22 protein-coding genes are annotated in these 24,591 nt (G+C 50.8%); 9 read left to right on the top strand and 13 right to left on the bottom strand.

All coding sequences use genetic code 11. The annotated features are described in order from the left end of the window. Nucleotides 1-14: 14 nt before the first annotated feature. Entirely contained in the window at nt 15-1,847 is a 1,833-nt protein-coding gene (locus R50912_RS06320) for an ABC transporter ATP-binding protein (RefSeq protein ID WP_052416042.1), read from the bottom strand. A 14-nt stretch (nt 1,848-1,861) separates the two neighbouring features. Further along, complete coding sequence (locus R50912_RS06315; protein ID WP_042233281.1) at nt 1,862-2,443, bottom strand: GNAT family N-acetyltransferase; 582 nt, start codon at nt 2,441-2,443, stop codon at nt 1,862-1,864. Nucleotides 2,444-2,893: 450 nt separating this feature from the next. Between R50912_RS06315 and R50912_RS06310 the strand changes: the two genes are divergently transcribed. Further along, entirely contained in the window at nt 2,894-3,349 is a 456-nt protein-coding gene (locus R50912_RS06310) for an S-ribosylhomocysteine lyase (protein WP_042233279.1), read from the top strand. A 499-nt stretch (nt 3,350-3,848) separates the two neighbouring features. Further along, nucleotides 3,849-4,169 (top strand): MazG-like protein, encoded by a 321-nt coding sequence (locus R50912_RS06305; protein ID WP_042233277.1) that lies wholly within the window; start codon nt 3,849-3,851, stop codon nt 4,167-4,169. 92 nt (nt 4,170-4,261) lie between these two features. On the opposite strand, the gene R50912_RS06300 is transcribed toward R50912_RS06305, so the two are convergent. The 5 genes from R50912_RS06300 to cysT all read right to left on the bottom strand — a co-directional run bounded on the left by R50912_RS06300 (nt 4,262) and on the right by cysT (nt 9,111). Then, the gene (locus R50912_RS06300) at nt 4,262-5,044 is read right to left on the bottom strand and encodes an MBL fold metallo-hydrolase (protein WP_042233275.1); all 783 of its coding nucleotides are present in this window, start codon (nt 5,042-5,044) and stop codon (nt 4,262-4,264) included. 272 nt (nt 5,045-5,316) lie between these two features. Continuing rightward, complete coding sequence (locus R50912_RS06295; protein WP_042233274.1) at nt 5,317-6,381, bottom strand: sulfate ABC transporter substrate-binding protein; 1,065 nt, start codon at nt 6,379-6,381, stop codon at nt 5,317-5,319. Nucleotides 6,382-6,434: 53 nt separating this feature from the next. Then, nucleotides 6,435-7,499, bottom strand: coding sequence for a sulfate/molybdate ABC transporter ATP-binding protein (locus tag R50912_RS06290; RefSeq protein ID WP_042233272.1), 1,065 nt, complete (start codon nt 7,497-7,499; stop codon nt 6,435-6,437). Nucleotides 7,500-7,501: 2 nt separating this feature from the next. Beyond that, nucleotides 7,502-8,299, bottom strand: a complete 798-nt coding sequence (locus R50912_RS06285; protein WP_042233270.1) for a sulfate ABC transporter permease subunit — start codon at nt 8,297-8,299, stop codon at nt 7,502-7,504. Continuing rightward, on the bottom strand, nt 8,296-9,111 hold the full coding sequence (cysT, locus tag R50912_RS06280; RefSeq protein ID WP_042233268.1) for a sulfate ABC transporter permease subunit CysT: 816 nt from the start codon (nt 9,109-9,111) through the stop codon (nt 8,296-8,298). Before cysT ends, R50912_RS06285 begins: the two co-directional genes overlap by 4 nt. Nucleotides 9,112-9,306: 195 nt before the next feature. Between cysT and R50912_RS06275 the strand changes: the two genes are divergently transcribed. Further along, nucleotides 9,307-9,708 carry a secondary thiamine-phosphate synthase enzyme YjbQ gene (locus R50912_RS06275; protein WP_042233266.1) on the top strand — a complete coding sequence of 134 codons (402 nt, stop codon included), beginning with the start codon at nt 9,307-9,309 and terminating at the stop codon, nt 9,706-9,708. A gap of 148 nt (nt 9,709-9,856) precedes the next feature. Here R50912_RS06275 and R50912_RS06270 read toward each other — a convergent pair whose 3' ends face one another. The 3 genes from R50912_RS06270 to R50912_RS06260 form a co-directional block, all read right to left on the bottom strand. Further along, nucleotides 9,857-10,438 carry a TetR/AcrR family transcriptional regulator gene (locus R50912_RS06270; protein WP_039296452.1) on the bottom strand — a complete coding sequence of 194 codons (582 nt, stop codon included), beginning with the start codon at nt 10,436-10,438 and terminating at the stop codon, nt 9,857-9,859. Nucleotides 10,439-10,442: 4 nt separating this feature from the next. Next, the gene (locus R50912_RS06265) at nt 10,443-11,075 is read right to left on the bottom strand and encodes a YigZ family protein (protein WP_042233263.1); all 633 of its coding nucleotides are present in this window, start codon (nt 11,073-11,075) and stop codon (nt 10,443-10,445) included. 128 nt (nt 11,076-11,203) lie between these two features. Then, nucleotides 11,204-12,559: a glucose-6-phosphate isomerase gene (locus R50912_RS06260; RefSeq protein ID WP_042233261.1), complete on the bottom strand. Its 1,356-nt coding sequence runs from the start codon at nt 12,557-12,559 to the stop codon at nt 11,204-11,206. Between the two features lie 262 nt (nt 12,560-12,821). Here R50912_RS06260 and R50912_RS06255 point away from each other — a divergent pair, with 262 nt between their 5' ends. The 5 genes from R50912_RS06255 (at nt 12,822) to R50912_RS06235 (ending at nt 17,405) form a co-directional block, all read left to right on the top strand. Beyond that, complete coding sequence (locus R50912_RS06255) at nt 12,822-13,724, top strand: NAD(P)-dependent oxidoreductase (protein WP_042233259.1); 903 nt, start codon at nt 12,822-12,824, stop codon at nt 13,722-13,724. Between the two features lie 171 nt (nt 13,725-13,895). Next, nucleotides 13,896-14,369: a GNAT family N-acetyltransferase gene (locus R50912_RS06250; protein WP_042233257.1), complete on the top strand. Its 474-nt coding sequence runs from the start codon at nt 13,896-13,898 to the stop codon at nt 14,367-14,369. A gap of 535 nt (nt 14,370-14,904) precedes the next feature. Beyond that, nucleotides 14,905-15,720: an ABC transporter ATP-binding protein gene (locus R50912_RS06245; RefSeq protein WP_231637790.1), complete on the top strand. Its 816-nt coding sequence runs from the start codon at nt 14,905-14,907 to the stop codon at nt 15,718-15,720. Between the two features lie 53 nt (nt 15,721-15,773). Next, the gene (locus tag R50912_RS06240; protein WP_042233253.1) at nt 15,774-16,604 is read left to right on the top strand and encodes an ABC transporter permease; all 831 of its coding nucleotides are present in this window, start codon (nt 15,774-15,776) and stop codon (nt 16,602-16,604) included. A gap of 9 nt (nt 16,605-16,613) precedes the next feature. Continuing rightward, entirely contained in the window at nt 16,614-17,405 is a 792-nt protein-coding gene (locus R50912_RS06235; protein ID WP_042233251.1) for an ABC transporter permease, read from the top strand. 91 nt (nt 17,406-17,496) lie between these two features. Here the strand turns inward: R50912_RS06235 and ppnP are convergent, their stop codons facing one another. Both ppnP and tkt read right to left on the bottom strand, forming a co-directional pair. After that, nucleotides 17,497-17,814, bottom strand: coding sequence for a pyrimidine/purine nucleoside phosphorylase (ppnP, locus tag R50912_RS06230; RefSeq protein ID WP_042233249.1), 318 nt, complete (start codon nt 17,812-17,814; stop codon nt 17,497-17,499). A gap of 35 nt (nt 17,815-17,849) precedes the next feature. Continuing rightward, nucleotides 17,850-19,901, bottom strand: coding sequence for a transketolase (gene tkt, locus R50912_RS06225; RefSeq protein ID WP_042233247.1), 2,052 nt, complete (start codon nt 19,899-19,901; stop codon nt 17,850-17,852). A gap of 318 nt (nt 19,902-20,219) precedes the next feature. Between tkt and R50912_RS06220 the strand changes: the two genes are divergently transcribed. Further along, on the top strand, nt 20,220-20,864 hold the full coding sequence (locus R50912_RS06220) for a hypothetical protein (RefSeq protein ID WP_197073045.1): 645 nt from the start codon (nt 20,220-20,222) through the stop codon (nt 20,862-20,864). An 81-nt stretch (nt 20,865-20,945) separates the two neighbouring features. On the opposite strand, the gene R50912_RS06215 is transcribed toward R50912_RS06220, so the two are convergent. Then, nucleotides 20,946-24,215 carry a hypothetical protein gene (locus tag R50912_RS06215; protein ID WP_197073044.1) on the bottom strand — a complete coding sequence of 1,090 codons (3,270 nt, stop codon included), beginning with the start codon at nt 24,213-24,215 and terminating at the stop codon, nt 20,946-20,948. Nucleotides 24,216-24,591 lie beyond the last annotated feature (376 nt).

Genomic DNA, 24,591 nt, shown 5'->3' with positions numbered 1-24,591 from the left:
TTGATCCCTTGATATTAGGCTTCGCCTACCGCGATCTCCAGACCCGGCTTCTCATACTCCACACTTCCCGCTGGCTGTAAACCAGGCTTACAGCTCTCCAGCCCCTCTGACGCCACTTCTTCGTCCAGCTGCGAATGATACAGACCGGAATATCGCCCCTCTGCAGCAAGCAGCTCCTCATGTCTGCCCCGCTCTACAAACTCCCCGTTCTCCATCACCAGAATGATGTCAGCATTCTGAATGGTTGTGAGGCGGTGGGCAATGACAAGTGTTGTCTTATCCTTCATCAGCTTCCGGATCGCCTGCTGGACCATTTTCTCCGATTCGTTATCGAGCGCAGCCGTAGCTTCATCCAGCAGCAGAATCGGCGCATTCTTCAGCATCGCTCTGGCAATGGACAGGCGCTGTTTCTGCCCGCCGGACAATCTGGAGCCATGCTCCCCAATATCCGTGTGAATGCCGTCCGGCAATTCCATTACGAACTCATAAGCATTCGCCTGCCGCAGCGCTTCAATAATCGCTTCTTCAGTTGCCTCCGGCTTGCCGCTCTCGATATTGTCACGGATGCTTCCCGTATACAGCCCCGACTCCTGCGGTACATAGGCAAAATAACTTCTCAGCTGTTCCAGCGGCATCCCGCCAATCGGCTGGCCATTGATTGAAATTTCGCCTTCATCCGGTTTGTAGAAACCGAGCAGCAGCTTGAACAGTGTGGATTTACCGCCGCCGCTCGGGCCAACCACCGCCATCTGTTTCCCTTGCGTCAGCTCCAGACTAACCTTGTTTAGACTCAGCTTCTCACTCTCCGGATATCCGAATGACAGATCTGAGAGCTGCAATACCCTGAAATCCGGCTGCTCCACCAGCTGGTGAGGAAGTGCATCAACCTCAACAGGAGCATCCATTACTTCAAAAATCCGCTGCGCCGCACCCAGCGACTGCTGCATGGAAGCAACCAGCCCCGGCAGTACCGAGAACGGCCCTACCAGATAATTCATCAGTTGAATGAAGGCAATCATCGCTCCGACCTCAAGCCTTCCGTTGGCCACGAACCATCCGGCAATGACCAGCGCCAGGAGAAAGGTAAGGTTACCCAGCACAGCGGAAAGAGCCCCCGTTGCCCCTTCGATTCTCGCCTTTTTCTTCTCTCCGGAGGCAATGCTCTCACTGTATCCCACATATTGCTTCTGCAGTCTTCGCTCCATTGAGAAGGCCTTGAACACCATGCTGCTGCCCAGAATATCATTCAGGAAAGCCGTCGTTTTGCTCATACTCTCCTGCACCCGTACACTGTTGGCACGCATCGCATTACCAAATACTTTGCCGGTCAGGAACAACAGCGGTCCTACGGACAGACAGATCAGTGCAAGCAGCCAATTAATATAGATCAGATAGGCGAAGGATGCCACCGCCAGCAGCGGATTGCGCAGCAGGTCCATCATGACCTGTCCGCAGGCTTCACCGACCGATTGATTGTCATTCGTGAACCGGGACAAGAGATCGCCCGAATGATTACGGTCAAAATACGACTGCGGCAAGGCCAGCGTATGTCCCATCATATCCTGCCGCAGCTCATTTCTGATTTTGGCTGATATATTGGTTTTGAGATACATACTGAGAAACGTATTAATTCCGGCAACAGCCAAGAATATAACCCCGAACCAGGCTAGACCTTCGAAGGCCTCCACATCCAGACGGACCGCAGCATCTGTAATCCGGGCCAGAAACCAGGCCATCGTGAGATCAAGTACGATACTGAATAGGGTAACGAGCAGCAATATGGTATAAGTCAGCTTATGCCTCAGCATGTATGTACTTAATCTGGCGAAAGCACCCTTCTTCTTCACATCATCATCTCCCTTTAAAATTCTGTACCACGCACCTTAGCATATACCTTGCTGTCGTGGAGCTCCCCGTCCGTCTCGCGGGTGCTTTTGCGCAGAATGCCGTCCAGTGTGAACCCTGCACGCTCGGCGACAGCGGCACTCCGCTTATTCCGCGCACTGCAGCGGATTTCAATCCGGTTAGCCCCAAGCTCACGGATAGCAAAATCCGTAATCCCGTTCACCGCTTCCGTAATATATCCGTTGCCTGCGCACGAGCTTCTGATCCAGTATCCCGTCTCGAAGCAGCGGACCTCCCAGTCAATGTGATGCAGGCCAATGTTGCCGATGAACTTCCCTTCCGCTTTGCTGTAGATCTGCATATTCAGCGTAGAGCGTTTCAGATACGCTACCCGCGACTCCCGGACAAATCGCTCGGTCTCTTCCACCGCAGGCATGCTTCGGGCAAAGGGCATCCACGGCTGCAATTCCTTCAGGCTCTCCCCGATGGCCTCATTCATCTCAGCACCGTCCCCCGGCTGCGCAGCCCGGACAAGCAGGCGCTCGGTTTCAAAGCTCTCCGGGATATCCAGCAGAATCGGAACCATATTCTCACTCATTCAATTTCACCCTCCACGATAATCGATTTAATGAAATTACAAGCGAAACGGCTACGCCGTCCTTTGGATGACGGCATCTGTCTCAGCGAGAAAGCTAAGGATATTTGTAGGCGGGAAGCATATAAATCCTTATCTTTTAAAATATTCCATTAGAATATCGTTATTATAGTGCGTCCTACTCTTCTTGAAAATAAAGAAATATACACATTAGTTGCATAAAAATGCCAGACCCCTCTATTCATTCTTAACTCTATTGCCTATTATGACTTCAGTTTACAGAACTGGAGGACTCTTCCCCAGCGTCGGCAGACGGAATCAGAGATCGGTCTTGAGACTGAAACTGACGGGGTATCTCTTGGAGGGACGCTGAGAGTACGGGTCAATACAGGTTTACTTCTTTTATCCGGTGTGATAATTTGATATGAAAAGCTAGAAGGGAAGAGGAAGAAGATGGCGAAGGTTGAAAGCTTCCAATTGGATCATACGAAGGTAAAAGCCCCTTATGTGCGGATTGCCGGTACGGAGAAGAATGCGAAGGGCAGTACGATTCAGAAATATGACTTGCGCTTCCTGCAGCCGAATGCAGACGCATTGCCTACTGCCGCTGTCCATACGCTGGAGCATTTGCTGGCCACCTATTTGCGGGATGAGCTGGAGGGCATTATCGATATCTCTCCGATGGGCTGCCGGACCGGCTTCTATCTGATTATCTGGGATGAGCATAATCCTGCTGACGTCGCTGCCGCGCTAACCAAGGTTCTTCATAAAGTACTGGATACAGAGGTTGTTCCTGCGGTCTCTGCACTGGAATGCGGCAACTATAAGGACCATTCCTTATTCAGCGCTAAGGAGTACGCCCGGATTGTGCTGGATGCCGGAATCAGCGATGATCCCTTCAGAGGCTAGAACGAAAGGAAGCTGCTGCCGTGCATCCGTACTCATTATATAAAGTCGATTTCAATTTGCGGAGGTAGCGTAAGAACGAACGTTGAGAGGTGTCGCGAATGTTTACGTCCTCCCACGACTACCTCATGTTCATCATACCCGTTCACACGCCCCCGCCTGTCATCTTCCCATCTGTTATCACCAGAACATAGCTGCCGAAAAAAATAGCATTATCCAGCTCAAAATCATGCTGCAGAGTTCTCATATTCATGTTCACCCGCGCTCACTCCATATCTGCTTAAATGTGCAATTTTTCATTCTCCAGGTTAAATTGACAGGTTCAAGACTACAAGTTCAATATACGCCATGTAATAGGACTACATTATGTCATATTAAGCCGGGGGCAGATTCACAAGCAGCTTTCACCGCAGGCTTCTCCTGTCCATTCTGTAATTGTAACATGACATATTGCCGTCTACTTAAGAGTGCTATATTGGTAAAAGAAAGCAGGGGATGAAACATGAATATTCAAGAAGCAGCTCTGCGCTCCGCTCAAATCAGACAGCTTTATCATCAATTGGAGCGGCAGCATCATGGTAAAGAGTGGACTGTAGAAGAGGATGCGCTTGCTTTTCTGACGGATGCCAGATTGGTGGGCCGTCTGACGATGTCCCAGCAGGGGCGCTGGCTGGCTCAAGGGGATACTGTAACCGAACTCGAGCATAAGCTTGGGGAATGTGCGTGGTGGTTGATGGTTCTTGCTGAACGGATGAATATCGACTTCGCCTCAGCACTGGAAACCTTCTTATCCAAAACTGAGAAGCTGCTTGGACAAGAATAACAGGTTGTATGTAAAGAAGCTCCGGGGCATCCGGAGCTTCTTTACATACAGGCAGGATTGTCCATGCTGAAATCACAAGCTGCTCCGGCTGATTAGGGTTTCTCCCGATACAGCGGAAGCCTCATCCCGGTAATGGCAAGCGTTACTTTTTCCGGCAAAATATATTCCTTCTCCAGATTCACGTCATGCGACATATGCGTGTATACCGCACGGCGCGGCTGCACAATGTTCAGCAGCTCTGCCGCTTCTGTCATATCGTATACAGACCGGGTGGACAGCTCCGCTGCCTCGTAGTAGAAGCTGGTCCCCAGCACCAGCAGATCTGCTCCGTGCATAGGCTTCGTTTCGTCCGGCCCCAGAGAAATGGAGTCCGGGCAGTAGACCCAGACATAATCCTCCTTCTCCAGCCGGTAGGCGTACGAGTATCCGTTCTTGCCATGATTGACCCGCCACGTACTGATCCTCCAGCCGTCCAGTGTAATGCCGTCATCGCAGGGAATCATGTCGATGTGTCCGGCAAGCCACGGGTATTGACGCTGAATGACGGGAATCACTTCCGCCGGAGCGTAGAGTTCACCCCGGTAGCCCATCCAGCGGCAGCTGTCCGCCCACTCCGGCAGTCCGCCGATATGGTCGAAGTGGGCATGGGTCACCAGCAGTCTGCGCATGCCGCGGTGCCCCAGCAGCTCCATCTGCCGCCGCCAATCCGGCCCGCAGTCAATCATCAGAAAATTGCTGCCATTATCTATCAGAACAGAAGAACGCAGCCTGTTATTGCGCCCACTTGTTCTTGCTTCCGTACAGGTGTCACAGTCGCAATAGACCCGGGGTACGCCCATGGCATCCCCTGTTCCCGCAAAAACCAATGTATCCATAAGCCAGCCCTCCCTCACATTACACAATGTATCAACCTGTTTATTATAAAACAGCAGGCTCCGCTTTGCATCTTGCATCCCGCTTCTTACTTCCCCTCCGCCCGTAACACGTGGACAGACAAAGAGCCGTCCTGCACCGCATAACGGCCGCAGAACAGCTCTCCTAGTCACTCAGACTTCACAGTATGCGGAATCACCGGCTCCCGATCTCCTTCAGTCTACATCAGTATCCATCCTTGTCTGACCTTCTATTACCATCCCTTTTTCTCCGCCTAAATCCCCGCCAGCACCTGATACCAGATCCCGCGTTTAGAATACAAGGTTGTACGGACTTCATTCCAGCCGCCAAGATAGTTAATGTCGAACAGTCCCGCAGGAACCGGATACTGGCTCTCATGCTCCGCATAGACCTGCTCGTTCACCGGACGGAAGCCGAATTTGGCGAAGACCTCCTGTGCCTCCGGTGTGGTCAGATAATCCACCAGTGCCTCTGACGCCTCTCGGGTGCCATGCTCATCCGCATATTTGTCCACCACTGCAGCGGGGTTCTCGATCAGGATTGTATTCTGCGGGATGATCACCTCATACTTTACCCCTTGGGCTATCCGCGCCAGCAGCTCATTCTCATAAGTGACGATTACATCGCCTACCCCGTATTCGAAGGCCGCCATCGAAGCGCGTCCGCTTTTATCCAGAGATTCTACGTTAGCGTGTATGCTCTCGAGAAAAGCTTTCGCGGCAGCAGGGTCTTTCGCTCCCTCCTGCTCCTCAGACAGCTTCAGACCCGCCCCATAGATCGCATTGATGTCCCACTGCGCACCGCCGGAGGTCTTCGGATTCGGATAGAGCACTTTCACGCCCGGCTTCGCCAGATCGGCAAAATCATGAATGCCCTTAGGGTTGCCTTCCCGTGTACCCAGGGCCACAACCGAACGTGTGACCATTCCGGCCTCGCCGCGTCCCTTCCAGCTCTTCTCCACTAGGCCCGCTTTGACCAGCTTCTCAACATCGCCTTCCATCGCCAGCAGAGTGACATCCGCCTCGAATCCGCCGGCAATCGCCCGCGCCTGGGTTCCGGAAGCCTCATAGGACTCCTGGAATACAATTTTTTGGCCGGTCTTGGCCTGCCATTCCTCCGCGAACAAGGGCAGAATTTCACCCATCGCATCCTTCGCTACGCTGTACGCACCGACCACCAGGGTCAAGTCCCCCTGCTGCGCAGCAGCAGTTGAACCTTCCTGCTCATTTCCGCAGCCGGCGGCGGTCAGTGTGAGCACCGCCAGCATTAAGGCAGCCAGCCAGCCGTGCAGTTGTCTGCTCCTTCTGAAAAGCCTCATACCGGCGACACATCCCACATCTTATATTTTTAATTACATACGGGTTATATTTATTAAATAAATACAGGCATCGGGTCTTCCTTCAGCCCGTTCTCCTGAATCCAGCTCCGCTCATCATTAAACAGGTAGGCGCGGTGCACAAGCACAGAAATTTGCTGACCGGGAATCAGCGTCTCCTTCTCCAGTGACCGGTACGTTACCAGCTTATGTCCGTTCACCTCAACCTCCACCAGCCACTCGCTGCCGCGGAAATGCAGATGCTTCACAATGCCCTGCTCGGTGGCCGAAGCCATTTTGAATTCATGCAGATGGCCCACCTCGATATACTCGGGACGGATCAGCGCCTTGGTCAATTTTCCGCCGCCTGCCCCTTTGAAGCCCTTCAGCTCGGAAGCACTTTCGATCAGCGTCGATTCCCCGATAAAGGTCGCCACGAACGGTGTCTTCGGCTCCTTGTAGATATCCCACGGCGTACCCTTTTGCTCCAGGCGGCCCTGGTTGATGATCATAATCTCATCCGCCACCTCAATCGCTTCATCCTGGTCATGGGTAACGAAGATCGAGGTTATACCGACACGTTCAATCAGCTCCCGCAGCCAGGAACGCAGCTCTTGGCGGATCTTGGCATCAATCGCCGCGAACGGCTCATCCAGCAGCAGCAGCTGCGGCTCAGGCGCGAGCGCCCGGGCAAAAGCCACACGCTGGCGCTGACCGCCGGACAGCTGATGCGGATACCGCTTCTCGAAGCCCTTCAGCCCGGTAAGCTCCACCAGCTCGGCCACGCGGTCACGGATGGTATCTTTCGAAGTTTTTTTGACCTTCAGCCCGAAAGCAATATTCTCAAACACCGTCATGTGCTTGAACAGTGCATAGTTCTGGAACACGAAGCCGATCTCACGCTCCTGGGGCGGCAGGTTATTCACAGTTTTGCCGTGGAAAATAATCTCCCCGCTGTCCGGTGTCTCAAGGCCGGCCAGCATGCGCAGGATGGAGGTTTTGCCGCCTCCGCTCGGGCCGAGCAGTCCGATCAGATGACCTTTGGTAATCCCGAAATTGACGTCCTTCACGGCATGGAAATCTCCAAAATGCTTATTCAGTCCCCGGACCTCTACATGCATAACTAGTGCACACCCTTTCTTCTCTTGCTCCATTCCATCAACAGCAGCAGACCTGCGGAGAATGCGGCCAGCACCAGCGCTATACCGCCTGCAGCCGTAACATTGAAATTCTCGACATCCTGATAGACGAGCGTGGTCGCAGTCTGCGTTTTGTTCATAATGTTGCCGGACACAACGAGCACCGCACCGAATTCACCAAGCGAACGGGCCACCGTCAGAATCACCCCATAGATCACTGCCCAACGGATCGAAGGCCAGGTAACTTTCCAGAAGGTCGTCCAGCCATACGCACCAAGCGTCGAAGCCGCTTCCTCCTGCTGGGAGCCAATCTCCTGCAGCACCGGCATCACCTCACGCACCATCAGGGGGAAGGTCACGAACAATGTGGCAATCACCATTCCGGGAAAAGCATACACGATCTTCACTCCGATTTGTTCAAACAGCGCTCCCAGCGCACTGTCCGGACCCAGCAGCAGAACGATCATCAGACCGCCGATCACCGGCGATACCGCATATGGCAGGTCAACGATGCTGTTCAGCAGGCTTTTCAGGCGCCGTCCCAGCCAATTTGCACGTACCAGATACAAGGCCATCATGATGCCAAACAGCGTATTCAACAGCGTTACTACGACCACCACGAACCCCGTCATCATCAGCGCGTGCAGTGCCTCCGGGCGGGTCAGGGCATTCCAGAAGCCGCCCCAGCCTTCGCTGAAGGCACCGATTGTCATTTTACCCAGCGGCGCGGCAATCAGCAGGAAGAATACGAGATACGTCAGTATAATCCAGAGTCTTCTCATGATCTTCTCCCCCGCATCTGCAGCAGACTAATCAGCCAGAGAATCAGAAAGGACAAGGTCAGGAGAATGATCGAGACCGCTGCGGCCCCCACCGGATTATCACTCTCAACTTCGCCGAAAATAAATACCGAAGACACCAGCGTCCGACCAGGAATATTGCCCGCCACCAGCACAACTGCTCCGAATTCAGCGAGTGCCCGGGAGAAGGCCAGCATCCCGCCGCCAATCATACCCGGTGTCATCGACGGCAGAATGACCTGCAGGAACACCCGGCTAGACTTAGCCCCCATCGTATACGCCGCCTCTTCTTCAGAAGCGTCCAGCTCCTCCAGCAGCGGCTGCACCGCCCGGATCACGAAGGGAAAAGTGACGAAGACCATGGCAATCACAATCGCCGGCTGGTGAAAAACAATCTCGAACCCCAGTGACTCCGCCAAACCGCCGATCAGGCTTCCCGGACCCAACAGCAGCAGAATCATTAGGCCTCCTACGGCAGTAGGCAGAGCAAACGGGAGATCAACGAGACTGTTCAGCAGCGCTTTACCGGGAAATTTATAGCGTATAAGTACCCAGGCAATCATCGTCCCCAGCAGCACGTTAATGAGTGTGGCGATCACCGCCAGCTTAAGCGTTAATATGACCGACTTCCAGGCAATCGGATCCATAATACTCTCGACAAAACTGCCAATACCGAGCGAGAATGAATTGTAATAGACACCGAGTATTGGCAGCACGATCAGCACTACAAAATAAAGTAAAATAGTTGTACGGAATCCCCAGGTCCAGCCTTTGTGTCTAATTAACGAATTCAATGGTTAAGCCTCCCACCTCCGGCTATCCGGTCGGTATACTCGTCTTTAAAGCTGTAATTATTCCTATTAATATACTTGGTTTAAAGTTATCACTACTTTACCAAACACCGGTTGCTGCCGTCAATTACTTTCGTAGCTTTTGGGTTAAAGTATATATATCAATCATTTTGCCTATGTAAGAGAGGGGAGTTTATTATGCTTCATACTATGGAGATCAGTACCAGCAAACGGGATGAGTTACGGGATATCACCCGCGAGGTCCAGTCTTATGTGAAGAAAAGCGCAGTGCGAAGCGGAATTATTGTAGTGTATTGTCCGCACACCACCGCGGGGATTGCGATTAACGAGAACGCCGACCCGGATGTGAAACATGATGTGCTGATGCGTCTGGATGAAGTCTATCCGTGGGAACATCCGAAATACCGCCACGCCGAGGGTAATACCGCTTCCCATCTGAAGTCAATCACAGCAGGCCCTTCCCAAACCATTATCATTCACGACGGAGCATTGCTGCTGGGCCGCTGGCAGGGGATCTATTTCTGTGAGTTCGATGGTCCAAGACACCGGCAATGTTATCTGAAAATCATCGGGGGTTAGTCCAGTCTTATGATGCTTATAGAAAAGCAGCTTCGCCGGTTCCTGCGGAGCTGCTCACTATATTATTTATAGCTTCTATAACACTTTCGCCAATCAATGTTATACCAATGCAACGCTCTAAAGTACGGATTGTTAAAAAAAACAGTTATTATAAACTGCGGCTTAGTACTTTGACATGCGTAAGTGCGGCTTGCTTCACATCTTCGAACAGCACCTTATCTTGAATATAATAGGAGATAAATCCGTGAGCAGACAAGAACAGCGTCAGCGGTACACTTTGCCAGTCTTCCGAGACATATCCCTCTTCCTTCATATGACGGCGGACAATACCTGCAAACAACTCGAAACATCGGCCCTGTTCTGCTCTACAATAGGCAAGCAGCTCTTCATCGCGGATCATGAACATGATCTCATACTGGTACGGATGATCCAGCCCGAAACGGATGAACTCCATGATCAGCTGTTCAACACGGGTCATTCCCTCTTCAGGGGGCATGCTCATTGCCTGATTCAGCAGTGTAGCCACATGATTGAAATCCTCGACTACGATTGCGTAGAATAATTCAGCTTTCTCTTTGAAGTGATAATAGAGAGAACCGTGACTATAACCCAGATGCTGGCCGATGCTGCGCATCGAAATGGCCCGGTACCCTTTGGTTATAAAAAGATGCCTCGCCGCCTCCAGTATCCTCTCCCTCGACAATTCCTGCTCCACTGCTCTTCTTGCCATAAATTTATTCCCCTTCGCTGTAGTAAAGCCGCCGCCCTTCCGTAACCTGGGCTTGCGCCCCGGTAAGATCGGTTATCCATGCGATAAATGCGTCACCTTCATCATTGCGCGGAAGACATAGCAGCGTAACTTTATCCGTAAATAAAGTTTCACCAGTCTGGATGCCTCTGCCCCGCAGCGCGTTCTCCACCTTGCCCAGCCAGGTGTATTCGATTTCCACGAACACCTCCCGCCTCAGCACACGGGTGATCACCTCTCCGGCTTCAAGTGCCAGCACTGCACCGTCTGTATAGGCCCGAATCAGTCCGCCTGCTCCCAGCATAATGCCTCCGAAATAACGGGTAACTACAATAGCGACATTTTTAACCTTTTGGCTGCGGATTACTTCCAAAATCGGCTTCCCGGCCGTTCCACTCGGTTCACCGTCATCCGACTGTCTTTGGATCTCATCCCTCTCACCAATCATATAAGCAGAACAGTTATGTGTAGCGTTCCAGTGCTGCTTCTTGATGTCATCAATGAATTGCATCGCTTCTTCTTCGCTCTCCACCGGCATTACATGTCCGATGAAACGTGATTTACGGATTACGACTTCCCGTGAACCGGAAGCACGTACCGTCCTGTATTGTTCCAGCATTTGTTGTCCATTCCTTAATCTACATATGATAACTTGATATATATTAGGAGCAGCCCAGGTAATGGTTACCTATGGACTGCTCCCTGATGACTTACCTTAGTATGAATGATCCGTATTTATGTTGTGAACTACTCAGTTAGTCTGGCTTCCAGCTCTGCCTTTTCTTTCTCATAGCCCGGTTTACCCAGCAATGCGAACATATTCTTCTTGTAAGCCTCAACGCCCGGCTGATCGAACGGATTCACACCCAGCAGGTATCCGCTGATGCCGCAGGCTTTCTCGAAGAAGTAGACCAGATAGCCGAAAGTATAAGGAGTCTGGTCAGGAATAGTGACGATCAGGTTCGGCACTTGGCCGTCTGTGTGCGCCAGCATGGTTCCCTGGAAGGCCTTCTTATTCACGAAGTCCATTGTCTTGCCTGTCAGGAAGTTCAGTCCGTCCAGATCATCCGGATCAGACTCGATCGATACATGGTGCTGTACCTGTTCTACCTGGATAACCGTTTCAAAGATATTGCGGTTACCCTCCTGAATGAATTGACCCATGGAGTGCAGGTCTGTAGAGAAGTCAACGGAGGAAGGATAGATTCCTTTGTAATCCTTGCCTTCGCTTTCGCCGTAGAGCTGCTTCCACCATTCAGATACAAAGTGCAGGGACGGCTCGTAGTTCACGAGGATTTCTGTAGTCTTGCCTTTGCGGTAAAGTGCGTTACGCACTGCCGCATATTGATAGCTCTGGTTCGTAGCTACATCCGGATTGTTGAACTCATCCGCTGCAGCTGCGGCCCCTTGCATCATTTCTTCAATGTTGATTCCGGCTACAGCGATTGGCAGAAGGCCAACTGGTGTCAGTACGGAATAACGTCCGCCAACATCATCAGGAATAATGAACGACTCGTAGCCTTCTTCATTAGCCAGCTTCTTGAGTGCGCCCTTCTCCTTGTCTGTAGTTGCGTAGATACGTTTGCGTGCTTCTTCCTTGCCGTATTTCTTCTCTAGTGCTGCACGGAAGATACGGAAGGCAATCGCCGGTTCAGTAGTCGTACCGGATTTGGAAATTACGTTCACGGAGAAGTCTTTGCCTTCTACCAGATCAAGCAAATGCGTGATGTAGGTGGAGCTGATGTTGTTGCCGGCAAAATAAACTTCCGGAGTCTTGCGCTTATCCTTGGACAGGTTATTGTAGAACGAATGAGAAAGCGCCTCAATAGCTGCGCGTGCTCCCAGGTAAGAACCGCCGATACCGATAACGATCAGTACATCGGAATCACTTTGAATTTTCTTGGCAGCCTGCTGAATACGGGCGAATTCATCTTTGTCGTACGCTGTAGGGAGATCAATCCAGCCCAGGTAATCGGAGCCTGCTCCGCTCTTGTTATGCAGCTGTTCGTGGGCCAGTTTCACCGGAGCGGCGAAATAGTCAATCTCAGTCTGGCTGAAGAAGGAAAGGGCTTTGGTGTAGTCAAAATTAATCTTCTTGGACATCGGTAATGGTAGCCTCCTGTTTATCTCTTTAGATTTGACACCGTTTGTTGCAACATTATTATCTAGGATACTTTAATTTGCCTTGACTGGCAAGGTCTTAAGGCATATCCCCGGCTTTGGAACCATGTTTATGAAAGTTTCATGGAAGCGCTTGCTGTCCGGAACCGGAAACCTGTCTGTGGAACATGCCAGGACCATCTGATAGAATGTAGACAAACTTAGTTTCTATATTATGATCTCAAAGAGCAAAGGTGGAAATGAAATGAAACAGATCGGCTTTATCGGACTCGGAACGATGGGAGCGCCTATGGCGTCTAACCTGCTGCGCAGCGGCTTTGAGGTTACGGTGTACAACCGCACAGCAGAGAAATGCAGACCTCTGGAGCAGGAAGGCGCGAAGGTTGCCGCAACTCCGCAGGCTGCGGCTGAAGGCAAGAATGTTATTATCACCATGATCAGTAATGATGATTCGATCCGGGAAGTATTCTACGGTGATAACGGTATTCTGGCTACCCTTCAACCGGGAACCACCGTTGTGGATTCCAGCACCATCTCGCCCGGGCTTGCGAAGGAAATTGCCGCAGCCGTGGAAGAACGGGGCGGAAGCTTCCTCGATGCTCCGGTAACTGGCAGCAAACCTGCGGCTATCGAAGGCACACTGGTCTTCATGGTTGGCGGCAGCGCCGCTGTGATTGAAGAGCACCGTGATATCTTCGACTCCATGGGCAGACTGCTGCTGCATATGGGTGCTAACGGCAGCGGTGCCGTAGCCAAGCTCGCTCACAATGCCATGGTCGGCATTCATAATGTCGCACTCGCCGAAGGCTTCTCCATTGCCGTGAAATCAGGTGTTCCCGCAGATAAGTTCCTCGAGCTGGTGAAGAACGGATCGGCAGGTAGCAAGCAGGCTGAGCTGAAGGGACAGAAGATTATTGATAATGATTTCAGCAACCAGTTCTCCCTTGCCCTGATGCTCAAGGATCTCAAGCTGGCATCCTCGCTCAGCGATTCCACCGGCGTACCTTCCCCTATGCTTGGTGTCGCCAAAAGTATGTTCCAGGCGGGCTTCAATCACGGCTACGGGGATGAGGACCTGTCTGCTGTGGTGAAATCTTACGAAGACTGGATCGGCCAGAAGATCGGCGGCGCAACCGGCAAGGAATAACAGACTTCCCACTTCAGGCGCAGCCGGATCACAGGCTGCGTCTTTTCTTGTGCAGCATTATGCATAGAACTCTAATTAGGATACTGTAACCAATATAACGGCAGAATTCTCTACAACTGCATAGAATAAAGCCCGGCGGTACAATTACACATCCCTTAGGAGGAATATGAAATGCTATCCATTGAATTAGCCCAACCGCAAGATTCTTCAGCATTGGCTGATGTACAGAAAAGAACATTCGATGAAGATGCACGGCGTTATCAGAACAAAGAAGAAGACGGGCCTCCCGGCTACGATTCCGTGACCTGGCAGGCAGAGCAGATGAACAAGAGCCATTATTATAAATTCCTGAAAGGCAGCCAGATTATCGGCGGAATGATTATCATCCCGGTAAGTGAAGAGGAGTGCCATTTGGGCCGGATCTTCATCGATCCGCTGTATCAGAATCAGGGTCTCGGGCATGAGGCATTTCATTTCCTGTATGCAAGCTATCCTGCGGCGAAGAAATGGACACTGGATACACCTTCCTGGGCAGTCCGGAATCATTACTTCTATCAGAAGCACGGATTCGTCCGGACTGGAGAAATTCAGGACATTGAGAACAATGAGAGCATCTGGGAATATGAGCGGATTACCGCGGAATGAGCCCTTAACTGGCGCGGTTTACTCTGGTCAGCCATTCTCGGGTCATCATCCCGAACAGCTCCTCCTGCTCCAGCTGCAGATGTTCGTCAGGTATCAACACTTCGATCATTTTCTTCACTGCCTGGAGCAGCCCTCTCCGGCCTCCTCATAGTTAAAGCTTATGTATACATCCACAAACATACGTTCTTATATTAAGATAGCAAATTCCCGATTATATGGCAAGCATTAACAACTGGTTTCATCAAATCTTTCAGTTCTTATAAGAAAACGCAAAAATACCGGTGATTCTCATCACCGGTATGTTAAAGGTTGTATTTGAGATACATATACAAAAAAACATCTAATTTCCTTGCGTTAACTATAAAATTAATGTAGCACAGAAATGTCAACATAACAAGCATTTTTGTGGAAAACGAAGGAAATAAATGAATCCCCCCCCTCGGACTGGAAGCAAAGGATCAAGGAGGTACTTTGCGCTGATGTCTTCCTATTCCCCTGTAATGATATGATCTTCTCCACGAAGGAGGCGACTAGGATGCAAATCAGACTCAGAGATATCCGCAAAAGCTTTAAAGTCTATAAACGGCCCGAAGGAAAATGGGGGCTGCTGAAAGGAGCCTTTATGAGGAATGTGACAAAGGTAGAGGCACTCGGCGGAATCGGTTTTGACATTGCTGAAGGCGAGCTGGTGGGTTACATCGGCCCTAACGGTGCAGGTAAATCCACCTCCGTCAAGGTGATGAGCGGTATCCTGACGCCGGACAGCGGAGAATGCACCATTTTAGGCAAAGTTCCCTGGAAGCACCGCGTAGATCATGTATCCAAGATCGGCGTTGTCTTCGGCCAGCGCTCTCAGCTTTGGTGGGATGTACCTGTGGCTGATTCCTTTGATGTGCTGAAGGATATTTATGCGATTCCCCCCGGAGACTACAGGCTGAGACTTTCGGAGTTAACAGCAACTCTTGGTGTGGAAACACTATTAAGGATACCGGTGAGACAACTATCGCTGGGGCAGCGGATGCGTTGTGAACTGGTGGCGGCGCTCCTGCACCGGCCGAGAATTCTGTTTCTGGATGAGCCAACCATAGGACTCGATGCGGTATCGAAGCTCGCACTGCGCAATTTTTTAAAGGCAGAGAACCGCCAGCACGGGGTTACGATGCTGCTGACCACTCACGACATGGATGACATTGAGGCCTTATGCGAGCGGGTCATGGTGATTGGGCACGGCCAACTGCTCTATGACGGAAAACTCGCCGGTCTACAAGAGAAATATGCACCTGAGGTCGTTATGAAGGTCAACACAGATGCGATGATTGCTGCCATGTACAATGATTTGGCTTTGACTTAAGCCCGTTTGGCGGGATACCCGTGTCTCTAAGCTCATCAATCAGGAGGTGCAAGATGAATTTCAGAAATACATGCCGGGCCTGTGGCTCCCTCTTCCGGATCAGAATGGCCGAGGGGCTCCAATACCGCATATCAGCACTATCAGGCATGATGGTCGGCGTGTTCTGGGCGCTTATGGAATGTGTGCTGTTCACCGTGTTCTATACATACAGCGAGAACGGCTCTTGGAACAATAACGGGCTGAGACTTCCGCAAACGATATCTTATGTGTGGCTGGCCCAGGGGCTGTTTGTGCTGCAGAGTATGAGCATCGACAGTGAGATTTTGGGCAAAATCAACAACGGCGACGTCGGGATCGAGTTATGCCGGCCAATGAACCTGTATACCCACTGGTTTGTCAAAAGCTCTGCCGGCAAGCTCGGCACCTCTTGGATTCGGGGCCTGTCCACCGTGTTTGTGGGTCTTCTGATGCCTGCAGGATATGCACTGGGTGGGCCAGCCTCAATAACTGCACTGTTCTGTTTTCTTCTCTCGGTAGTCATGGCGTTTGTGCTTTGCTCGGCCTTTGCCATGCTTGTGACCGCTATCCGTTTAAACATTACTTGGGGGGACGGGCCGACCTATATGCTTTTACTAGTGAGCAGTATCTTGTCCGGCACCTATCTCCCCCTGCGGCTCTGGCCTGAATTCATGCAGACCTTCCTGTACCTTCAGCCGTTTGGAGGGTTCGCAGATATCCCGTTGCAGTTGTATGTAGGAACCATGGCTCCGTCCGCCGCGCTGCCCGGCATAGGGCTTCAGTTCTTCTGGAGCATGCTCTTCATTGCGGCGGGCCGGATCATAATGAAACGTAGACTGAACAGCATTATCGTCCAGGGAGGGTGAGACAAACGAATGATTGCTGAAGGTAAAATCTATTTCAAATATTTACGGATGCATCTGCTGTCCGGCATGGAATATAAGGGCTGGTGGCTAATGCTGATTCAGGTACTAACCGTTGTGGTCTCTGATCCCATTGCCACCGTCCTGCTGTTCTCCCGCTTTGGCAATATCGGTGAATGGACCGTTGCCCATATCATCCTCGTGTACTCACTGGCTGTAGCTTCCTTCGGACTCGCCGAGAGCCTCTGCCGCGGCTTTGATTATTTCCCGTGGCATCTGCTGCGCTCCGGAGATTTCGACCGGCTGCTGCTCCGTCCACGTTCTCTGTTCGTCCAGGTTGCCGCCTCCAGATTCCATCTGCACCGGCTGGTCCGGCCTGTCACCGGAATCTGTGCGGCAGGTTGGGCGCTCGGGGAGCTGGGCGTCTCCCTGACGCCGGGCAGGCTCGGAATTCTGGCGCTGGCGCTGACAGGAGGCTGCTTGATGTACTGCGGAGTATTCGTTCTGACCTCAGGGCTTGCTTTCTTCACTATTAAAGGTCTCGACTGGATTTATCTGCTGACCAATGCAAGCTACCAGATTACCCGCTGCCCGGAGCCATACATGCCACGGGCACTGAAATCGGTGTTTAGCTTTGTGTTGCCGATGCTGTTCATCAGCTTCTATCCGGCAGCTACAGTATGCGGCTGGGACTATCCTAAGTGGCTCGGCTTCCTCTCACTTCCCGCCGGAGCTGCCTTCCTCGGACTCTCTCTGCTGATCTGGCGCATAGGTGTGAGGCATTACAAAAGCACGGGGAGCTGATTCCCGTTTATTTCATCTATTATTGATTTGTGGAACAAACAAAAATATCCCGGCAGCTTAGGCTGCCGGGATATTTCATTCTGATAATTAATTACACAATCGGGTAAGAACAGCAATAATCAGTTAATGCGAAGACTTCCAGCGCAAACTTGGAGTTGCCGGGAACATGGAACGTTTCTGTTCCGTCGATGTCCTTCCACACGTCAGTACCGGGAAGCAGTACTTTAAGGTTGCCGGAGAGGATTTCCATCGTCTCTGGACCTTCTGTGCCGAATTCGTATACTCCAGGCAGCATAATACCGAGTGTCACCTTAGTACCGTCCTCTAAAGTAACTGTACGGCTGGTAACTTTTCCGTCGTAATAGATGTTCGCTGCTTTTTTAATTGTCGCGCCCGTAAACTGACTCATATGCTTATTCTCCCCTTTGTCGTTAGGTCAATCTATTATAGCAGGGCTTTCACGCGGCTGACTACATTTTCCACGGTGAAGCCATACTCTCTGATTACTGTGTCGCCAGGGGCGGAAGCGCCGAAGGTAGTGATCCCCAGAATGTCGCCTTGATCGCCTGTATAACGTTCCCAGCCGAAGGTTTGCGCCATTTCAATCGCCAGACGGGCCTTTACTTCAGGCAGAATTACGGAATCACGGTAAGCCTTGTCCTGTTTCTCAAACAGATCCCAGCTCGGCAAGCTGATTACACGGACATCAATGCCTTCTTCGGCAAGAGCAGCCTGAGCCTTAACAGCCAGCTGTACTTCAGAGCCTGTAGCAATAATCTGTGCCTGCGGGGTACCGTTCTTGGAATCAGAAACTACATAGCCGCCGCGTTTGATGTTATCGCGTACGCCTTCAACAGTTCCTGGCAGGATCGGCAGGTTCTGACGGGTCAGTACCAGTGCTACCGGATTGGACGTGTTCTCCATAGCATAAGCCCAAGCTGCCGAAGTTTCGTTGCCGTCAGCCGGACGAAGCACAGTAAGGCCTGGAATAATGCGCAGGGACGCGAGCTGTTCAATCGGCTCATGGGTAGGACCGTCTTCACCGACAGCGATACTGTCATGTGTAAGCACGTAGGTTACCGGCAGCTTCATGATGGAAGCCAGGCGGACAGCCGGACGCAGGTAATCTGTGAATACGAAGAACGTACCTCCGAATACTTTGAGCCCGCTGTGCAGCGCAATCCCGTTCATGGCCGCAGCCATACCGAATTCGCGGACGCCGAAGTAGATATTACGGCCGTCATACGATTCAGAAGTGAACTGGGACAGACCGTTCAAGTGAGTCATTGTCGAACTCTCAAGGTCAGCGGAACCCCCAACCAGCTGCGGGATACCGGCAGTCAGACCGTTCAGTGCACTACCGGAAGCTACACGCGTGGACACTGCTTTGTCTTCTGCTTTGTAGAATGGAAGATTGGCATCCCAGCCTGCTGGAAGCTCACCACTAAGTGCAGTTTCGAGCTGTGCAGCAAGCTCAGGGTAAGCTTGTTTGTAAGCTGCAAATTTCTCATCCCATGCTTTGTTAGCCGCGATTCCTTTAGCCTTCACTTCAGCAAAGCTGGCGCGCACTTCGTCCGGAACAAAGAAATCTTCTTCATATACCCATTTGTAGAAGTCCTTCGTAAGCTTCGCCTCATCGGCACCCAGCGGGGAGCCGTGAGTACCGCCGTGGCCGCCTTTACCTTGTTTATTCGGGCTGCCGTAGCCGATAACGGTCTTCACTTCGATCAGCGTCGGTTTGCTGCTGTCTGCTTGAGCTTCAGCAAGAGCCTTACTGAGTGCAGGAAGATCGTTGCCGTCTTCTACGCGCAGAACCTGCCAGCCGTAAGCTTCGAAACGTTTAGCCACATTCTCGGAGAACGCAAGGTTTAGCTTGCCATCGAGGGAAATATCATTGGAATCATACATTACAATCAGTTTGCCCAGCTTCAAATGGCCGGCAAGCGAAGCGGACTCGGAAGAGATCCCTTCCATCAAGTCGCCATCGCCACAGATCGCATACGTATAATGGTCGATTACATTATGTTCGTCTTTATTGTAAGTAGCACCCAGCTGCGCTTCAGCCATCGCCATACCTACAGCCATACCGATACCTTGTCCAAGCGGACCGGTTGTCGCGTCTACACCTGCAGTGTGGCCGAACTCCGGATGTCCCGGTGTCAAGCTGCCCCATTGACGGAACTGCTTCAATTCTTCCATCGGCAGATCATAACCGCTCAGGTGGAGCAAGCTGTAGAGCAGCATGGAGCCATGACCGGCGGACAATACAAACCGGTCACGGTTTACCCAAGTCGGGTGATCCGGGTTATGATTCATCGTCTTGGCGAACAACTGGTATCCCATGGGTGCAGAACCCATTGGCATGCCTGGATGACCGGAATTTGCTTTTTCAATCGCATCAATAGCAAGGGTACGGATCGTAGTGATGGCCAGGTTGTCCACCGTCGAGTTTTCTTCTTTATGAATGGCTTGATCTTTTTTTGCTTGTTCAGTCATTAAAATAATCCTCCTCAAATCAAGAATGTCATTTTGACTATTATTGTATCACGTAAGTGGAAGCATTTCCAATTGTTTTTGCTACAGCTTATAGTTAGCGGCTTCTGCCGGGTCTATGCACTCTACCGCCAGCTTTACAGAGTTTCAGGAGGGTTTGGGAGGATGCAAGCCGCGAATGGAGGGACTTAGCCTTAAGTCTAGTTTCTATCTAAGACTAAAGTTTGTTTTACAAAGCTGATTTATACAGTAAGATGGAAGTACCTCAGCAATACTTTTTACCGGATTATCCATTACTTCCAGCAGAAAGGGATTTCGAAGATGACTGCAAATAGAGATATCTATGTTGTGCTTACCGGAACGGGTACGGCCTTCAGCGGAATTATTAAATGGTTCACCAAAGCAGAGCTGAATCATGCTTCGATCGCCTTTGACAGTGAACTGCGCGAGGTCTACAGCTTCGGGAGAAAAAGAGTGCACAATCCATTTATCGCCGGACTGATCCATGAGAACTTTATCCATCCGTTCTACAGCAGTGCAGACTGTGCCATCTACCAGCTTAGAGTCAGTGCCGAAGAGTATGACACCATGTACAATCATGTTCAAGGTATGATGCAGAATCAGGAGCGCTATAAATATCATCTGCTCGGCCTGGTGGGTGTGCTGCTGAATATCCGGATCGACAGGGAGGATGCTTTTTTCTGCTCACAATTTGTAGCCTCTGTATTTGAAGAAACGGCCGTGCATCCGGTGGCCAAGCCCTCCTGCTTCGTAACTCCGGAGGATTTCGCCTCGTCCCTGTGTGCCCACAAGATATTCAGCGGCAAACTTTCCTATTATATGCGCCGTAATAATGGTGTGGCTCTCTTCACATCCAGCTTACATACCACCAGTTCACCCGTTCCGGGGGCGGTTGCCGCACGAATGCTCCGCTTAAACGAAGAACGGACTGAGGGGATCGTCTGAACGATCCCCCTCCGCCCGTAGGATGCTGCGTGATATAGACACGTAAGAACAAGATACCGGTAACGGAGTGACTACGTTCCGTTATTTTACGCGATGACTCTGATAATATTCTGACCAATCCCCCAGGATGGTTACCGTAACCGAATCGACTTTGGTCGTGAATTCATTAGTGGCGGTAAAAGTGAACGTAACCGGACCATCCGGCAACTCTTCAAACGACGGGTCTGCCAATTCGCCTATCCACTTGGTCCTGTCACTTCCGGTCGGACTCAGCTGCGCTGTATACCCTCCGCTCATTGTAACCTGAACGGTATCCGGCAATCCGGTTGCCGTGCCCTGCAGCACGAATTTCTCCCCCGCCCAATAAACAGTATACCCCCGCGGATTCTCCGCATTCCCGCTTTTATTCAAATTGTAAGCCTGACGGTTACTGTTCCACTCCTCTGTGTGCTGGACAGCCCCCTTAATGCTGAGCAGATTGACCATCATATATTTGCGCGGAGACACACTACTCCAGCCGAACCCGTCATACCCCTCAACTTCCACAGCATATTTCTCATTCTCTGCAAGCGTGCCGGAAGGAACCTTCCACTGCTTAGCCCCGGATACCTGTTCACCAGACTGGGCCTTTACCGCACCACTTGCCAGATTAACAATGCGTACTTTGAAGCGCTGCTGCACATCGCCGTCTTCATCCTGATAATCCCACTGAATCACAGGGGTGAGTGTACTAACAATGGTCGGACTGGATGGGTTGGTGCTGGTTGGATAAATAATATTCACAGCCGGGATCCGGTTCACGACAGTGATATTCTGCGACAGCTCCCGGTATAACCCCAGAGTATCCGTAACGATTTGCCGCAGCGTAAAGGTTCCGTTTGATGTGAATTGCTTGGTGAAGCTCTCCTGTACGCTGGCCAGCCCTTCCGTCCCGCTTGAAGGCTTCAGAAAATATTGATGTTTAATACTGTCACCCTTCGGGATATCCGCATCGGTTGCAGTGCTGGTAATCTGCAGTACATCCGTCCGGTAAATGGGCACCGCTGCTGCATTGCGGCCCGTATCCGTCATCAGGTTAAAACCGGCATGCGGCGGATTATCGATGATGAAGGCTTTTTCATTGGAGACTTCTGACCATGAGCCTTTTGAATAAGCCCGGGCGTAGAGGCTGAAAATTGAGAACCGTTCAAAGGTGGGATTAGGCACCTGATATTGCCGCAATCCGCCGGTCGAATCTGTATTCTCGACTGTTTTGGTCAACTGCCCGTCTGTCGCGAAGAACTCCAGCCGGTATTTCTCCTGCGGGTCGTTCTCCGGATCACTGTAGTTCCACCTAATGAGAGGATCTCCCTGCACCTCTGCATCCAGAATAGTTGGATTTGTAACCGTACCCGCCGGATCCGTCAGCGTGATAGCTGGAGCCTGGTTTTCTATGACATCAACCTTCAGCTTAGCCACGTTTGACTTTGCACCGATTTGGTCCACTACCCAATGTTCTATGGTGTAGGCCCCTGTGTCAGGGAAATCTATATTTATATTGGCTGTGCGGTACATTGTTGTAGTTCCATCGCTACTGGTAACCTTCCAGTAGTATTGTAAGCTGCTCGCATCCGACGAGTCTTCATCCGTATCCACACCATAGTAGGTTTTGTTGTCATATTGATATACAACCGTTGGTCCATTAATCTCAGCCGTTGGAATATGATTCTTGACCGTAAACAAACGGGTAGCATTCGAGTTTAACGAACCATCTGAAGCCGTAAGCCTCATTTCCCATCCCTCAGAAATTGCTTGCTGCTGGGATATGCCATAGTTTGCAATTAAATCACGGATCGTCATCATCGGACTCCGGTTACCGCTGGCATAATAATAGCCGGAGTTATTGATTCGTGCGTTCCAGCCATAACTCAGTCCGTCCCCATCCTCGTCCGGATCGGGCGTCAAATTCTCAATTGAAATTAACGTATCCCGGTACACTTCAGATGGCATATTAAATGCTGCTGCAGGCGGGTGGTTCATGACTTGTACGGTTTGACTGTAAGGTTCTGACCACAGCCCCCGATTATCGTGGACCTGTAAGGTTAACTGGTAAGTCCCCACCCCGTAGGCGGCAATATTCGGAGGTGTAGTTGCCCCGCCCCAATGACTCCATACCTGCTGCCAGCCGTCCTTAACCACCGTCCAGCTATACACATCAAGCGGATCATTATCCGGATCAGAGGACTTGTCTGTGACCGTCGTAGACTTACGATAGGATACAATGTTGGGATCTACCGTAAAGAGTGCAACCGGTGGGAGATTCCCCCCATTGCCAACAGTACGCACACACCAGTCACTCCAAACTCCTGCTCCATTTTCTCCGTCCACATCACGCACACGTAGCCGGATATCATATTGCTCGTTTGTTGGCAGCTGTGCAGGCGGTTGCCCGTCCATCCACATTTCAGATTCGTTTTTTTTATATTGCCATTGCCAATCCATCAACCCCTTGTTATACGCCTTGATATGATCAAGATCGTAGGAGCTATCTGTGATTTGCAGCCATCCTCCCGTTAGCTTCGCACTAAACAGAGCAATTGGCTTCCGGTGTACATGAAACGTCATGGATGATAAATTATCGCGGCTCCATAGCCGGTATTCATCGAACCGATCATCACTTTTCGGATTATCCCGAGCCTGGAAGGTGGCCACATACACCCCGCTGTAGGGGAATGACTGGTACTTTGAATTTCGCCATAGACCACTGTCACCAATGATTCCCATTGAATTGTCAAAAAAGTTCGGGTCATGATCATACCGGTACCTGTCTTGAACCTTCGGGTCCCCTTCATAATCTGTGTAGGATGTCGAAATGTCTACAGGTGTATTGATTAAGATAAATGACTTATTCCTTAACCTGTAGGACACATTTACATGTAGCGTCCTCTCGTCTTTGAAGTTGTAGGGATCTACGACTTTGACAGTGATCGTATGACGCCCTGGAGGTATACCGTCTGCCAAAACGTCGATGGGTATGGAAAATGGTTTATTATATAAAGCTTGCGGAATGGTTACTTTCTTATAGAACACATTCGGGATCTCCGCACTGACCACCAAATCGTTATTGTCCACATCGCGTACGTATCCTTCGATGTTCATTCCGCTGAAGCCAGGCTCGTTGATTAGCTGCTGTTCACTCGGAGTCGTTACGGTTAGACTTGGAGCTGAATTGATAATTAACGGCACATCGTAAATATAACGTTGGGCGGCATTCGCCCAACCATTCGTAGGACTGTTATACCAATGACTATCTCTTGCCCATACCATAATATCTAACTTGGTAGGAAGTTCCCGATCCCATGGTACACTCACCTGACTCGTAGGTGGTCCTGATAGACTCAATGTATTATATGTTTGAGTAGCCGGGAACTCATTTACTAACCATTCCCTATAATTAACTGTAGCGCTCTTTGTTGGCGAACTAAAACTTGTGGAAATGCTCGCAAATCTAGTTCTCCAGTAGTCAGAATACCAATCCTTATTTGACGATTTCATTATAATTGGTGCATCCAGAACAACATCATATTCAAATATAAGAGTTGTTAGGTCAAATCGGACATTTTTAAGCGTAAAACTTGGCATATCAAGAGTTACATCTCCGATTCCCCCCATATATGGTTCCCAATACCTAGTATCGCTAAATGCCTTAACATGTATATCGATATAGTTGATTACATTGGAATCACCC

The sequence above is a fragment of the Paenibacillus sp. FSL R5-0912 genome, from assembly GCF_000758605.1.
In the GTDB taxonomy this organism is placed as follows: Bacteria; Bacillota; Bacilli; order Paenibacillales; family Paenibacillaceae; genus Paenibacillus_AQ.
Note: the sequence above shows the minus strand (reverse complement) of the source record. Positions and strands in the feature narration are given on the sequence as shown.

What these genes read in the sequence shown, in the direction of transcription:
- R50912_RS06315 (WP_042233281.1), bottom strand. Translation starts at nt 2,443, where the DNA reads ATGAGTGAGAATATGGTTCCGATTCTGCTGGATATCCCGGAGAGCTTT.
- R50912_RS06310 (WP_042233279.1), top strand. Translation starts at nt 2,894, where the DNA reads ATGGCGAAGGTTGAAAGCTTCCAATTGGATCATACGAAGGTAAAAGCC.
- R50912_RS06305 (WP_042233277.1), top strand. Translation starts at nt 3,849, where the DNA reads ATGAATATTCAAGAAGCAGCTCTGCGCTCCGCTCAAATCAGACAGCTT.
- R50912_RS06300 (WP_042233275.1), bottom strand. Translation starts at nt 5,044, where the DNA reads ATGGATACATTGGTTTTTGCGGGAACAGGGGATGCCATGGGCGTACCC.
- R50912_RS06295 (WP_042233274.1), bottom strand. Translation starts at nt 6,381, where the DNA reads ATGAGGCTTTTCAGAAGGAGCAGACAACTGCACGGCTGGCTGGCTGCC.
- R50912_RS06290 (WP_042233272.1), bottom strand. Translation starts at nt 7,499, where the DNA reads ATGCATGTAGAGGTCCGGGGACTGAATAAGCATTTTGGAGATTTCCAT.
- R50912_RS06285 (WP_042233270.1), bottom strand. Translation starts at nt 8,299, where the DNA reads ATGAGAAGACTCTGGATTATACTGACGTATCTCGTATTCTTCCTGCTG.
- R50912_RS06275 (WP_042233266.1), top strand. Translation starts at nt 9,307, where the DNA reads ATGCTTCATACTATGGAGATCAGTACCAGCAAACGGGATGAGTTACGG.
- R50912_RS06270 (WP_039296452.1), bottom strand. Translation starts at nt 10,438, where the DNA reads ATGGCAAGAAGAGCAGTGGAGCAGGAATTGTCGAGGGAGAGGATACTG.
- R50912_RS06265 (WP_042233263.1), bottom strand. Translation starts at nt 11,075, where the DNA reads ATGCTGGAACAATACAGGACGGTACGTGCTTCCGGTTCACGGGAAGTC.
- R50912_RS06260 (WP_042233261.1), bottom strand. Translation starts at nt 12,559, where the DNA reads ATGTCCAAGAAGATTAATTTTGACTACACCAAAGCCCTTTCCTTCTTC.
- R50912_RS06255 (WP_042233259.1), top strand. Translation starts at nt 12,822, where the DNA reads ATGAAACAGATCGGCTTTATCGGACTCGGAACGATGGGAGCGCCTATG.
- R50912_RS06250 (WP_042233257.1), top strand. Translation starts at nt 13,896, where the DNA reads ATGCTATCCATTGAATTAGCCCAACCGCAAGATTCTTCAGCATTGGCT.
- R50912_RS06245 (WP_231637790.1), top strand. Translation starts at nt 14,905, where the DNA reads ATGCAAATCAGACTCAGAGATATCCGCAAAAGCTTTAAAGTCTATAAA.
- R50912_RS06240 (WP_042233253.1), top strand. Translation starts at nt 15,774, where the DNA reads ATGAATTTCAGAAATACATGCCGGGCCTGTGGCTCCCTCTTCCGGATC.
- R50912_RS06235 (WP_042233251.1), top strand. Translation starts at nt 16,614, where the DNA reads ATGATTGCTGAAGGTAAAATCTATTTCAAATATTTACGGATGCATCTG.
- ppnP (WP_042233249.1), bottom strand. Translation starts at nt 17,814, where the DNA reads ATGAGTCAGTTTACGGGCGCGACAATTAAAAAAGCAGCGAACATCTAT.
- tkt (WP_042233247.1), bottom strand. Translation starts at nt 19,901, where the DNA reads ATGACTGAACAAGCAAAAAAAGATCAAGCCATTCATAAAGAAGAAAAC.
- R50912_RS06220 (WP_197073045.1), top strand. Translation starts at nt 20,220, where the DNA reads ATGACTGCAAATAGAGATATCTATGTTGTGCTTACCGGAACGGGTACG.